The organism is Pseudomonas sp. P4_B4 (genome assembly GCF_056402255.1).
In genome coordinates this window covers 1-13,211 of record NZ_JBFUHS010000044.1, presented here as the reverse complement: position 1 = coordinate 13,211, position 13,211 = coordinate 1, and the positions used below count along the sequence as shown (strand labels likewise).

Below are 13,211 nucleotides of genomic sequence, written 5' to 3'. Positions count from 1 at the left end.
AGTTCGTCACAGGTCTGAAAGATCGCTCCTGCGCTGTGATAAAGTCCGCGCCCCTTGTGGCGAGGGAGCTTGCTCCCGCTGGACTGCGCAGCAGGCCCATTTGGTGGGGCCGCTTCGCTGCCCAGCGGGAGCAAGCTCCCTCGCCACAGGAATCAGCGCTGGCATTAGCCCCGTGTTCCCCTCTCGGTTTCCCGCCTGCGGCCTGCCCTGTTTGTTGCCGCAAACCTGCGAAACCATGCATTAATAAAAAATCAGAGATGCCGTTTTATGACTGCTTCATCCCCTTCTCTATTACAACGCCTTAAACGCTTGAGCCTGGTCACACAGATCGTGATCGGCCTGATCGCCGGTATTGCCCTGGCGCTGTTTGCCCCCGACATGGCGAAGTCCACGGCGTTCATCGGCAAAGTGTTTGTCTCGGCACTGAAAGCAGTCGCGCCGATTCTGGTGTTCGTGCTGGTCATGGCATCGATTGCCAACCACAAGCACGGTCAGGAAACCCATATCCGGCCGATTCTGTTCCTGTATCTGCTGGGCACTTTCGCCGCAGCGGTGGTGGCGGTGGTTGCCAGCATGACGTTCCCGTCGAGCCTGGTGCTGTCGACACAGGACGTCGCGGTCACAGCGCCAGGCGGGATTGGCGAAGTGTTGCAAAGCCTGTTGCTGAGCGTGGTCGATAATCCGGTCAGTGCGCTGATGAACGCCAATTTCATCGGCATTCTGGCCTGGGCCATCGGTATGGGCATTGCCATACGCCACGCGGGCGATACCACCCGTGAAGTGCTGGGCGACCTGTCCAACGGCGTGACGGTGATCGTGCGCCTGGTGATCAGCTTCGCCCCGCTGGGCATCTTCGGTCTGGTGGCCTCGACCCTGGCCACCTCCGGCTTCGGCGCCTTGATCGGCTACGCGCACCTGCTGGCCGTGCTGCTGGGCTGCATGCTGTTCGTGGCGCTGGTGATGAACCCGCTCATCGTGTTCTGGAAACTGCGCCGCAACCCGTACCCGCTGGTGCTGACCTGCCTGCGCGAAAGCGGCATCACGGCGTTCTTCACCCGTAGCTCGGCGGCGAACATTCCGGTCAACCTGGAGTTGAGCAAGCGTCTGGGCCTGCACGAAGACACCTACTCGGTATCGATCCCGCTGGGCGCGACCATCAACATGGCCGGCGCGGCGATCACCATCACCGTGCTGACCCTGGCGGCCGTGCACACGCTGGGCATCGCCGTGGACATTCCCACCGCGATCCTGCTGAGCGTCGTCGCAGCCATCTGCGCCTGCGGTGCTTCGGGTGTGGCCGGTGGTTCGCTGTTGCTGATTCCACTGGCGTGCAGCCTGTTCGGTATCCCAAGCGAAATCGCCATGCAGGTGGTGGCGGTCGGTTTCATCATCGGCGTGTTGCAGGATTCGGCGGAAACCGCGCTGAACTCCTCCACCGATGTGCTGTTCACTGCAGCGGCTTGCCTGGGTGAAGAAGATAAAGCAGCGCGATTGGCCTGACCCCAATCCCTTGTGGGAGCGGGCTTGCTCGCGAAAGCGGGGGCCCCTTCGCGAGCAAGCCCGCTCCCACAGGAGACCGCGTACAAACGAAAAAGCCCCCGCAGCCTGAGGCTCCGGGGGCTTTTTTGTACCTGGACGGTTTAGAACGCGCCCATGTAGTCGCGCTTGCCCACTTCCACGCCGTTATGGCGCAGCAGTGCGTAAGTGGTGGTGACGTGGAAGAAGAACTGCGGCAGGCCGTAGGTCAGCAGGTAAGCCTGGCCGCTGAACCGCTTCTCTTTAGGCGTGCCCGGACGGGTGACGATCTCGATGCCTTCCTTGCCGTTGATCTGCGCAGGCGTAATGCTGCCGATGAAGGCCAGGGCCTTGGCGATCAGCGCTTGCAGATCCGCGAAGGTGGTTTCTGTGTCGTCGTACTTGGGCAATTCGACTTCGGCCAGGCGACCGGTAACGCCCTTGCTGAAATCAACGGCGATCTGCACCTGACGCACCAGCGGGAACATGTCCGGGAACAGGCGCGCTTGCAGGAAGGCGTTAGGGTCGATGTTTTTTTCGGTGGCGTGAGCCTCGGCCTTTTTCAGTACATCGCTCAGAGCGTTGAGCATTTGCTGGAAAACAGGCACGGAAGCGTCGTACAGGGAAATGGTCATGGCAGGTCTCGTGTGGTGACAGAGGGAAACGTCGGCCGATTATAGCCGCGCGCCGCCCTCCCGAGACCGGACTTTTTCAGCTGCCGTACACTTTGGCCGCCGGAACGGCCTGAGCCACCAGCTGTGAGACGGCTTCGCCCATCTCGCCGACCGCCCAGCGGCCCTGGCGATCCAGTTGTGGACCACGGCGCCAGCCGTCGGCGATGGACAACTTGCCGCCCTCTACTTCGAACATCTGCCCGGTCACCTCGGCGGAAGCCTCGGAGCCGAGCCACACCACCAGCGGCGCGACGTTTTCCGGGGCGAAGTAATCGAAGCCTTCTTCAGGCTTTTTCATGGTGTCGGCGAACACTTGCTCGGTCATTCCGGTGCGCGCGGCCGGCGCCAGGGCGTTGGCGGTGATCCCGTAGCGGCGCAGTTCAGCCGCCTGCACCAGGGTCAGCGAGGCGATACCGCCTTTGGCTGCCGCGTAATTGGACTGACCGATGGAGCCCTGCAACCCGGCGCCGGAACTGGTGTTGATGATCCGCGCATCGACCTTGGCGCCGCCCTTGGCCTGCTCGCGCCAGTACTTCACGGCGTGGCTGGAAATGCAGAAGTGGCCCTTGAGGTGCACGGCTACCACGGCATCCCAGTCGGCGTCGCTGAGGCTGGCGAACATGCGGTCGCGGCAGATGCCGGCGTTGTTGACCACCACGTTCAGGTCGCCGAAGGTTTCGATGGCCTGGCGCACGATCAACCCCGCCGAGTCATAGCGGGTGATGTCGTCACTGTTGGCCACGGCGCTGCCGCCCTGGCCGAGGATTTCGCCGACCACGGCCAACGCCGCTTCACGGTTGATGTCGTTGACCACCACTTTCGCGCCTTCGGCGGCGAAGGCCAGCGCGTAGGCGCGGCCCAGACCACCGCCGGCACCGGTGATGATCACGACGCGGTTTTCACAGATCTTCATATTGTTCATCCTTCAAATTCATCACTCGTTGCCACAATCCCTGTGGGAGCGGGCTTGCTCCCACAGGTTCAGTGGTCATCTTGAAATCACAAACGTTCGATGATCGTCACGTTGGCCTGACCACCGCCTTCACACATCGTCTGCATGCCGAAGCGTCCGCCGCTGCGTTCCAGCTCGTGCAGCAAGGTGCACATCAAGCGGGTGCCGGTGGCGCCCAATGGATGACCGAGGGCGATCGCGCCGCCGTTGACGTTGGTTTGTTCGTGGGGGTAGCCAGTCTCTTTCAACCAGGCCATGGCCACCGAGGCGAAGGCTTCGTTGATCTCCACGCGGTCGATGTCTTCGAGCTTCATGCCGGCACGCTTGAGTGCGTAAGCGGTGGCCGGGATCGGCGCGGTGAGCATCCAGATCGGGTCTTCGGCGCGCACGCTCAGGTGATGGATGCGTGCCCGTGGCGTCAGGCCGTAACGCTTGAGCGCAGCCTCCGAGACGATCAGCATCGCGCTGGCCGCGTCGCAGGTCTGGCTCGACACCGCGGCGGTCACCCGGTCGCAGCCGAACAGGAATTCCAGCTCGGACATTTTTTCCAGGCTGGTCTGGCGCGGCGTTTCGTCATGCAGCACACCGGCCAGTGGCACGATTTCGCGATTGAAGCGGCCTTGCTCGATGGCCTGCAAGGCACGTCGATGGGACTCCAGCGAATAGGCTTCAAGCTGCACCCGGGACAGGTCCCACTTTTCAGCGATCATCTGCGCCGAACGGAACTGCGTCGGTGGTTGCGCGCCATAGCGCCGCACCCAGCCTTCGGAACCGCTGAACGGATCGGTGAAGCCCAAGGGTTCGGCGGCGATCATCGCCGAGGAAATCGGGATCTGGGTCATAGTCTGCACGCCACCGGCGATGACCACGTCCTGGGTGCCGCTCATCACCGCCTGGGCGGCGAAGTGCACCGCTTGCTGCGACGAACCGCACTGGCGATCGATGGTGGTGCCCGGCACCGATTGCGACAGGCCGGCCGCCAGCCAACTGGTGCGGGCGATGTCCCCGGCCAGCGGGCCGATGGTGTCGACACAGCCGAATATCACGTCGTCGTAATCCTCGTCGGGAATGGCGTTGCGCTCGACCAGCGCGCGCAACACATGGGCGCCCAAGTCGGCGGCGTGGATCTGGCTCAGACCACCCTTGCGCCGCCCGATGGGCGTACGCAGGGCGTCGACGATATAAGCTTCAGGCATGGTCTACCTCGGTGAAAAAACTGAAATCTGGTATTGAGAGCGCCGAAAAACCTGTGGGAGCGAGCTTGCTCGCGATGAGGCCGGCACATCCAACATTGATGCCATCTGACGCACCGCCATCGCGAGCAAGCCCGCTCCCACAGGGGGTTCGTCACCCTTACTGACTGGTTAGAACGTACTGCCCGCACCCAGTGCAGGCTTGCTGTCGAGCAACGCTGTACGGATGCGTGCTTTGTGCAAACCACGATCGCCCCAGACCTTGTCCAAGGCCCAGGCGCGCTTCATGAACAGGTGCAAATCGACCTCCCAGGTGTACCCCATGGCGCCGTGGGCCTGGATGGTGTTCTTCGCCGCGAGCATCGCCGCTTCCGCCGTCGCCAGCTTGGCGTGGGACACCAGCACGTCCTGCCCCGGTTGTTGCTCGGCCAGCGCATAAGCGGCGCGGTACAGCGGGCCTTTGGCGAACTCGATCTGCACCGCGACGTTGGCCATCAAATGCTTGACCGCCTGGAACGAACCCACCGGTTTGCCGAACTGTTTGCGCTCGAAGGTGTAGTCCACCGCCAGGTCGACCATGCGTTTGGCCAGCCCGAGCAATTGAGCGGCACTGGCGAGGGCGCCACGGTTGAAGGCGGCCACCCACAGACGTCGGCCCTGCTCACCGCTGGCGACGCAAGTGGCGGGTGTTGGCGTCCACTCGACCTGGAACAGTTGACGACTTGGGTCGACCGACTCGTTGCGGGTCAGGCGTACGGCATCACGCTCCAAGGCGTGCACTTCGTCGCCATTGGCCAGCAACAGCAGATCGGCGACATGGGCATCGCTGACCAGCGGATTACCTGGCTCGGAAACCGCGAGACGCGCACGGCCCTCGGCCACTCGCGACAGCCATTTTTGTTTGAGCGGCGCGTGTTGCTCATCCAGGGCGGCGAGCAATGGCACGCCGACCAGCATGGTCTCCACCAGCGGCTCGGGCAGCCCCGCATAACCGCATTCCTGAGCGATCAGCACGAAGTCCAGCTCATTCATGCCCATGCCGTCCTGCGCCTCGGGCACGGTCAGGGCGGTCAGGCCCAGCTCCACCAGTTGCGCCCAGAGTTGCTCACTGCGCCCGCTGTCGCTCTGCCACAGTTCGCGAATGCGTTCCGGGGTGACTTCGTTGATCAGAAAGCTGCGGACGTTGTCCTGAAACAGCAGTTGGTCGCGGCTGAAACTAAAGTCCATGGTCTATTCCTCAGGCACGCGGCATGCCGAGCATGCGTTCGGCAATGATGTTGCGCTGGATCTCGTTGGTGCCGGCGTAGATCGGCCCGGCCTGGGCAAACAGGAAGCCTTCCAGCCAATGACCGACGTCACCGGCGGCCGGTGCTTCGGGCAGCAATTCGCCGCGCAATCCGAGAATGCTCATGGCGGTGTCGTGCATGCGCTGGTCAAGTTCGGACCAGAAGATCTTGTTGGTCGACGATTCCGGCCCGATCTTGCCGCCCTGCACAAGTTGCGAAGCAGTCATGTAGGTGCTCAGGGTGTAGGCCTCGGCATCCAGCCAGGCGCGCATCACCGCCTCGCCGATGGCCGGGTCGCGGTCGGCGTGCTCACGGTTGGCCAGGTACAACTGCACCAGACGCTTGGCGGTTTCCTGGAAGCGCGCCGGTGAACGCAGCAACAAACCACGCTCGAAACCGGCGGTGGACATCGCCACGTGCCAACCCATGCCTTCGCCACCGAGGGCGTTTTCCACCGGCACCTTGACGTCGTCGAAGAAAATTTCGGCAAAACCAGGCAAGCCGTTGAGCTGCGGAATCGGCCGCACCGTGATGCCCGGCGTGTCCAGCGGCAGCAGGATGAAGGTCAGGCCGTGATGACGCTGGGACTGCGAGTCGGTACGGAAAATACCGAACGCCCAATCCGCCCACACCGCACGGGTCGACCAGGTTTTCTGGCCATTGATCACGTAGTGGTCGCCCACCCGCTCTGCCTTGGAACGGATCGCTGCCATGTCAGAACCGGCACCCGGCTCGGACCAGGCCTGGGCCCAGATGTCTTCGCCTGTGGCCATGCGCGGCAGGAAACGCGCTTTCTGCTCTTCGCTGCCGTACTCCATCAGGGTCGGGCCGAGCAGGAAGATGCCGTTCTGGTTGACCCGTGCCGGCGCCCCGGAACGGTAGTATTCCTCTTCGAAAATCAGCCACTCGATCAGGTCGCAGCCACGGCCGCCGAGTTCGGTCGGCCAGGTGACCATGCCCCAACGGCCTTCGTTGAGTTTGGCTTCCCAGGCGCGGTGCTCGGCAAAACCCGCCTCGGTGTCGAACGATTGCAGCGGTTTACTCGGTACATTGGCGGCCAGCCAGGTCCGCGCTTCAGCGCGAAAGGCTTGTTGGGCCGGGGTATAGGTCAAGTCCATGAGCGTGCCTTCAGCCGTTGAATCGGGCATCGCGTTTCTCGACGAACGAGTCGCGTGCTTCCTGAGAGTCCAGTGAGCGGTAGGCTTCGAGGGTGAAGCCCTGCTCCCAGCGGTATTTATCTTCGAGGTTGCCGTCTTCGATGCCGCTCAGCGCTTCCTTGGCCAGGCTGATCATGCCGGGGCTCTTGGCGGCGATGGTGCGGGCGATCTGCAACGCGGCTTCGCGCAAGTCTTCGCGCTTGACCACCCGCTCCACCGCGCCCAGGCGGTAAGCCTCGGCGGCGTCGATGGCTTCGCCGGTGAAGTACATGTGGCGGACTTTCTGCACCGGGAACAGGCGCTGCAAATGCGCACCGCCGCCCATGGCGCCGCGATCAACTTCCGGCACGCCGAAGGTGGCGCACTCGGACGCGACGATGATGTCGGCGGCGCCGCAGATGCCGATGCCGCCGCCCAGCACGAAGCCGTGCACGGCCACGATCACCGGTTTCGGGTTGCGGTGGATGGCCTTGAAGCTATCGTAGTTGCCCTTGTTCACCGCGACGATCAGGTTGCCGTCGGCGGCCAGTTCCTTGATATCGACCCCGGCGCAGAAGCCGCGACCTTCGGCACGGATCACGATCACCCGCACGTCGCTGTTGCGGCCCAGGCCCTCGATCTCGCTGGCGATATCGGCCCAGCCCTGGCAATTGAAAGCGTTGACCGGTGGTCGGTTGAAGACCAGTTCGGCAATGCCGTGTTCGATGCTGACGCTAAATGGTTTCATGGTTTCCTTCCTTCACAATGCATGGCCCCTTACGACACACGGCGGCACAGCTCGCCCAGGCGCGCTTCGGCGTCGCGGACGATCTGTTCAATCAATTGGGCGCAGCTGGGCAAGCTGTCGATGGATGCAGCGATTTGTCCGGCAGGCAACACGCCCTCGGCCGGACGCCCGTCGACCATGGCTTTCTGGATCACCATCGGTGCGTTGGCGGCCATGATGCTTTGCGCGGCGGTCAACTCTCCGCTGCCGCGCATCTTCAACGCACTGGTGAGCAACTGGGTCAGGCTCATGCCGGTGTGACGGCGGTAGGCCAGGCCACTGCGCACGGCCAGCAACAGGCGCTTGAGGCCGCCGCTGTTTTCCAGCTGGTTGAGCAATTCGTTGCGGATCATCCGTTGCGGCATGCCGTCGATGGCCCGGCTGATGATGATCGCCGCCGGGTCCTTGACCGCCAGGTAACGGGCAAGCGTCGCCTGGGGCACCGGGCTGTCGGCGCACATCAGGAAACGCGTGCCCATGGCGATGCCTTCGGCACCGTAGGCCAGGGCCGAGACCAGGCCCTTGCCGTCCTTGAATCCGCCGGCCGCCACCACGGGCACCGACACAGCATTGACCACCTGATCAAGCAGCATCGAGGTCGGTACGGAACCGGTGTGTCCCCCGCCCTCACCGCCCTGTACGGTCACCGCATCGGCGCCCATTTCCACGGCTTTCTGCGCATGCTTGAGCGCGCCCACCGTGGGAATGCACACCACCCCGGCATCCTTAAGGCGGCTGATCATTTGCTTGCCCGGCGAACGGCTGTAGCTGACCGCGCGGACTTTATGACGCAACACCAACTCGACGATCTCGCCGGCATTGGCCTGGTACATATGGAAATTCACCCCGAACGGCTGATCGGTCAGGCGCCGGGTTTCGATGATCGCCGCTTCCATCTGTTGCGGCTCGATGGTCGCCCCGGCGAGAAAACCGAAACTGCCAGCATTGCCTGTGGCCGCCACCAGTTTCGGGTCGGCGACCCAGCCCATGGCGGTCTGGATGATCGGATAGCGGCAACCGAGCAGTTCAGTCAAACGGGTATTCAACGAGATCGCCATGTTCACGCCTCGCCCGTTTTGCGCTGGGAACTGGCCATGGCCTTGGCGTCGTAGCCGCCGAGGCGGTCGCCGGACACCAGTTCGTTGTGGGCATGGGCGAAGTGATGCAGGCCGAACACCATGTCCATGGTCGCGCGCTTGCCCATCAGGTCTTCGGCGTTGTTCACCGCTTGCTTGCTCAGTTGCAGGCCCAGGCGCGGCATTTGTGCGATGCGTCCGGCGATGTCGAGGGTTTGTTGCTCCAGCTCATCGCGAGCCACCACCCGATTGAGCATGCCCATCTGATAGGCCCGTGGCGCCGGCATGCGCTCGCCGAGGAAGAGGAATTCCTTGGCGATGCGTGGGTTGAGCTCATGCACGTGGGCGAAATACTCGACCCCGGGAATGCCCATGCGCACCACCGGATCGGCGAAGTAGGCATCCTCGCTGGCGACGATCAGGTCGCAGACCCAGGCCAGCATCAACCCACCGGCAATGCACGCACCCTGGACCATGGCGATGGTCGGCTTGGGCATCTCGCGCCAGCGCCGGCACATGCCCAGATAGACTTCCTGCTCGCGGGCGTAGAGAAACTCGCCGCCCGGTTTGTTCACATGGTCGTACCACAGGCTGGCGCGGTCGAAGGTCTTATCGACGTCGCGGCCCGGGGTGCCAATGTCATGCCCGGCGGAGAAATGCTTGCCGGCGCCACGCAACACAATGACCTTCACTTCATCGTCATCGCAGGCCCGGCGAAACGCCGCGTCCAGCGCATAGGTCATCTGCGAGTTCTGCGCGTTGTGGAACTCGGGGCGGTTCATGGTGACCAGGGCCACCGCGCCACGCACCTCGTACAGCACCACCTCGGCCTGATTGTTATCGTTATGTTCAGCCATCACTTTTCTCCGCAACGCGTTGCTCAGCGTTGGCCTGGCGGGTTGTCTTTGAGTTGCAGGGCGCGCAGGTTGTGCGGGTCCAGACGCTGGATCAGTTGCAACTGCTCGGCCGTCGGCGCCGCGGTGGTCGGGCAGTCATCCGGCACGTGCAATTCGAAACCGGTGTTGTCCTGGACTTGCGCTGCCGTCACGCCGGAGTGCAGCGAACGGATGCGCATCTGCCGCTGCGGACCCTGGAAATCCAGGACGCAGAGGTCGGTGATGATCAGGCGGATGTCGATGTCGTCCAGCGACCAGCCCCGCGCCAGGCGGGCCGGGTTGTAGCCGACCGAGGCGACCATATCGACCTCGCCTTCGACGAACACCCGGCGGTTATGGCTCGGCACGCAAAACGAGTTGGCGTGGCTGATCGAGTTGCCGGGGAAACCGCGCACGCCGAGCATCTGCGCCTTGGGTTTGGCGTAGTCGCCGATGCAGGAAATGTTGGCTTGACCGTAACGGTCGATCTGGGTCGGGCCGACCAGTGCATGGCGCTTGCCGCCCCAGACGTTGTCGAAAATCCGCGAGAACCCCATCCAGCTGTCGCGCTTGGGCTCGTAGCCTTTGCGCGCGCCCAAGGGCACCGGTTCGGCCACCATGTAGGCTTCGGAGTCGGTCATCAGCAGTTGCGGGTTGCTGGTCAGCATGGCCAGCGAGGCCGCCAGGCGCGGGATCACGCCGATGCCGGAGGCCAATACTTCGCCGTCTTCGCGCCAGGCTTCGGAGGCCGCGCAGATCATCAACTCAGCGAGGCTGAAATCAGTAGTGCTCATCGAAAGGCTCCTTAGAAAATCGGCAACGGCAGTTCACGGATCGCAGCCAGGCCGCCGACCTTTTCCAGATACTGTTCGTGGGTGCAGTCGACGTAGTCGCTCACGTAGCCCTGCCAGCCGTCGGCCACCTGGACCGTGGCGTTGTAGGCCTTGAAGTGCGCGACGTCGAAACCGTACAGCGGCGCACAGGAAGACGGATGCGCCCCGCCCGGCACGTGGGCCACCGCGGTGGTCAGGTTGCGTTCCCAGAACACTTGATGGGCGTGGGCGCTGTCCTGATGGAAATACTCGCTGTCGACCAGCTCATCGCAGGTCACGTAGCTGTGGGTCGCGGCCCGCACGAACAGGTCGTCCATGTAGTGATCCGGACCGCTGATCTGGCACACGCCGCGTTTGTCGGCACGGTCGACGTGGACCAGCGTCGCGTCGAGCTTGAGCGCTGGCATGGCGACCCAGTCCTTGCCATCGGCATAGGGCGAGGCGATCAACTTGATCTGGCGGTTGTGGCGCAGCACGTCAGTGCCCAGGCCCACCGCCGTCGGAATGAACGGCACATTCATCGCCGCCGCCCGCAGGCCGAGCAACAGCATGCCTTCGTCGATCTCCATCACTTCCAGCGCCGCTTCCTGGCGCGCCTTGCGGAAGTACGGCTCCAGCGGAATGAAATCCAGGGAAACGAAGGCGAACACCAGTTTCTTGATCTTGCCCGCCGCGCAGAGCATGCCGACATCGGCACCGCCGTAGGCGACCACGGTCAGGTCCTTGAGGTCCGAGCGCAGAATTTCGCGCACCAGCGCCATCGGCTTGCGACGCGGGCCCCAGCCACCGATACCGATGGTCATGCCGTCACGCAGTTGGCCGACGATCTCGGCGGTGGTCATTTGCTTGTCCATCGTCTTGTTCCTCATTGGCGACCGACACTGAAGTCGTGGCCCCAGTGGCTGACCACGGTGCTTTCGAAGGGCGTGTGGCGGTCCCAGTCGACCACCAGGCCGTCGCAGCCGTATTCCAGGTCAAACCCGGACGGGGTCTTGATATAGAAAGAAATCATCTGGTCGTTGGTGTGCTGGCCGAGGGTGGCCGACAGCTTCACGCCGTTGGCGTGGACGCGGTCCAGGGCACGACCGACTTCGTCCAGCGCGTTGACCTCGACCATCATGTGCACGCAACCGTGGGGCATCGGGCACTCGAAAATCGCCAGCGAGTGGTGGCGGCCGTTGTTGCAGTGCAGGAAGTGAATGCGCTTTTGCGGCTCGGCCGGGTCCGGAGTGAAGCGGACTTTCATCAGGTCGGACAGACCGAAACCCATCACCTGTTCGTAGAAGTCGCGGCAGCGCTCGAAGGCCGGGGCTGGCAATACGACGTGGCCCATGCCGAGGTCGTTGGTGACGAAACCTTTGACGCCCACTGGCGAAACGAATCGGGCGAAGTCCTGCAACGGGCCCCAGAACAGTTCGTGGCGATTGCCATCCGGGTCGCTGAAGTGCACCAGTTCCTGGACCTTGCGCAACTCGGCCTCAGCCGCAGTGCCAAGGGTCACTTGCACGTCGGCCTGTTGCAGCTCGCTGACTGCCTGTTCAAGCGCCGCTTTGCCGGCCACTTCCCAGCCGCAGGCACCGAAGCCGTTCTCGGCGTTCTTCTGCACCAGGATGCGGTAGTGGCGCTCGTCCATCTTCAGGTACAGGTGGCCGTCGTCATCGTTGCCGATGACCATCATGCCCAGCACCTGGCTTGCGTAATGGCGCCATTGCGCCAGGTCGCTGGATAACAGGGTGACGTAACCCAGACCACGGATATCCATGGATGCACTCCTCGTTTTACTCAGGCGGTGCCGCCCTTCGGCGACTGCCGGGGGAGACTTTATGTAGGGCCTATTCAAACGGGTTCGGGGAGGGGCAACATCGTCCAATGGGACTAGCGGATTTGGTGGGGTACACGCATCAAAAACTGTGGGAGCGGGCTTGCTCGCGAAGGCGGCGTGACAGTCAACGGGGATGTTGGATGACAGGGCCTCATCGCGAGCAAGCTCGCTCCCACAGGGGTTCAGTGGTGTTGCGGGTTTATGCGGCCGGGTCGATTTGATCCAGCACGCGGTTCGCGGTGATTTCGGCGAGCATGACGCTGTTGGAAATACCCAGCAGTGCATTGCGGTCACCGCCCTCCAGATGATCCACCAGTTGATGCACCATCACATCCAGCGAGGCCAGGGTCTCGACCAGATAGACCACCAGGGTTTCGGTCGTGGCCTCAGGGTCGACGGTAAACAGTGTGCTGATTGTTCGAGGGGTGGCTTTGATGTCGGCTGTCGAGGGGAAGTGGTAAGCGAGGGCACGCTCGGCGGCCTCGTTGAGTTTTTTTGAATCGGGCTCGTATGGGGATGCTGGATCGGATTCCGGCGGATTTGGTGTGACTTTGAACATATCTCAGGTTCCTAATGATGTGCCAACCTCCTGCTGCTAAACGAAGAGGGTGGCAGCTGCACGCAGGTTAGCAGACCGGGGAACCTAAGAAGCCGGCGCGCCCAAGGGCGCCCTGCGTACAGCCACCATCAAAATACAGGCACAAAACCTGACTGATAGAAGCGTCGTACGACTTAGGTTATACCCGAGCTGCTAAACCCGATCACTGATGAGCAGTGACGCGAATCAAGTTACCGAGGGGCTCCAAGGCGCACAAGCCGGCGGATTCTGGCGTACCTGTAGGCAACGACGCAAGGCGTTGTAGCTTTCATCGAGTAACACTGACAGCCGTTAAACAGGCTCTGTTCAAAGGCCAAATCGGTGGCGCGAACTTGCGCAATAACCTGTAGGAGCGAGCTTGCTCGCGATGGTCGTCAACGATAACGCTGAAAGCCTGACACCCCGCGGCGTTCTTCGGTTTATCGCGAGCAGGCTCGCTCCTACAAGGGGTATGCGGTGTTCAA

General features: G+C 62.8%; 13 protein-coding genes. 1 reads left to right on the top strand and 12 read right to left on the bottom strand.

Features of this window, described 5'->3' with window-relative positions; genetic code table 11:
- Positions 1-267: 267 nt before the first annotated feature.
- Positions 268-1,500 (top strand): serine/threonine transporter SstT, encoded by a 1,233-nt coding sequence (sstT, locus tag AC1DVE_RS28330; protein WP_223537471.1) that lies wholly within the window; start codon positions 268-270, stop codon positions 1,498-1,500.
- Positions 1,501-1,640: 140 nt separating this feature from the next.
- Here sstT and AC1DVE_RS28325 read toward each other — a convergent pair whose 3' ends face one another.
- The 12 genes from AC1DVE_RS28325 to AC1DVE_RS28270 form a co-directional block, all read right to left on the bottom strand.
- Complete coding sequence (locus AC1DVE_RS28325; protein WP_223458450.1) at positions 1,641-2,150, bottom strand: DUF1993 domain-containing protein; 510 nt, start codon at positions 2,148-2,150, stop codon at positions 1,641-1,643.
- Between the two features lie 76 nt (positions 2,151-2,226).
- Positions 2,227-3,102, bottom strand: a complete 876-nt coding sequence (locus tag AC1DVE_RS28320) for an SDR family oxidoreductase (RefSeq protein ID WP_223458448.1) — start codon at positions 3,100-3,102, stop codon at positions 2,227-2,229.
- A gap of 86 nt (positions 3,103-3,188) precedes the next feature.
- Positions 3,189-4,337 carry an acetyl-CoA C-acetyltransferase gene (locus tag AC1DVE_RS28315; RefSeq protein WP_223458446.1) on the bottom strand — a complete coding sequence of 383 codons (1,149 nt, stop codon included), beginning with the start codon at positions 4,335-4,337 and terminating at the stop codon, positions 3,189-3,191.
- Positions 4,338-4,505: 168 nt separating this feature from the next.
- A complete protein-coding gene (locus AC1DVE_RS28310) occupies positions 4,506-5,561 on the bottom strand; it encodes an acyl-CoA dehydrogenase family protein (protein ID WP_223458444.1) in 1,056 nt (351 codons plus the stop codon).
- Between the two features lie 10 nt (positions 5,562-5,571).
- Positions 5,572-6,738, bottom strand: a complete 1,167-nt coding sequence (locus AC1DVE_RS28305; protein ID WP_223533500.1) for an acyl-CoA dehydrogenase family protein — start codon at positions 6,736-6,738, stop codon at positions 5,572-5,574.
- 10 nt (positions 6,739-6,748) lie between these two features.
- On the bottom strand, positions 6,749-7,504 hold the full coding sequence (locus AC1DVE_RS28300; RefSeq protein ID WP_223458443.1) for an enoyl-CoA hydratase family protein: 756 nt from the start codon (positions 7,502-7,504) through the stop codon (positions 6,749-6,751).
- A 29-nt stretch (positions 7,505-7,533) separates the two neighbouring features.
- Positions 7,534-8,601 (bottom strand): NAD(P)H-dependent flavin oxidoreductase, encoded by a 1,068-nt coding sequence (locus AC1DVE_RS28295; RefSeq protein WP_477784362.1) that lies wholly within the window; start codon positions 8,599-8,601, stop codon positions 7,534-7,536.
- A gap of 2 nt (positions 8,602-8,603) precedes the next feature.
- Positions 8,604-9,476: an enoyl-CoA hydratase gene (locus AC1DVE_RS28290; RefSeq protein ID WP_046043072.1), complete on the bottom strand. Its 873-nt coding sequence runs from the start codon at positions 9,474-9,476 to the stop codon at positions 8,604-8,606.
- A gap of 23 nt (positions 9,477-9,499) precedes the next feature.
- The gene (locus tag AC1DVE_RS28285; RefSeq protein ID WP_223543359.1) at positions 9,500-10,288 is read right to left on the bottom strand and encodes a CoA-transferase subunit beta; all 789 of its coding nucleotides are present in this window, start codon (positions 10,286-10,288) and stop codon (positions 9,500-9,502) included.
- Positions 10,289-10,299: 11 nt separating this feature from the next.
- Positions 10,300-11,181: a CoA transferase subunit A gene (locus AC1DVE_RS28280; RefSeq protein ID WP_223533495.1), complete on the bottom strand. Its 882-nt coding sequence runs from the start codon at positions 11,179-11,181 to the stop codon at positions 10,300-10,302.
- Positions 11,182-11,192: 11 nt separating this feature from the next.
- Entirely contained in the window at positions 11,193-12,089 is an 897-nt protein-coding gene (locus tag AC1DVE_RS28275) for a VOC family protein (protein WP_223533494.1), read from the bottom strand.
- A gap of 259 nt (positions 12,090-12,348) precedes the next feature.
- Entirely contained in the window at positions 12,349-12,708 is a 360-nt protein-coding gene (locus tag AC1DVE_RS28270; RefSeq protein ID WP_477784361.1) for a DUF6124 family protein, read from the bottom strand.
- Positions 12,709-13,211: the final 503 nt, after the last annotated feature.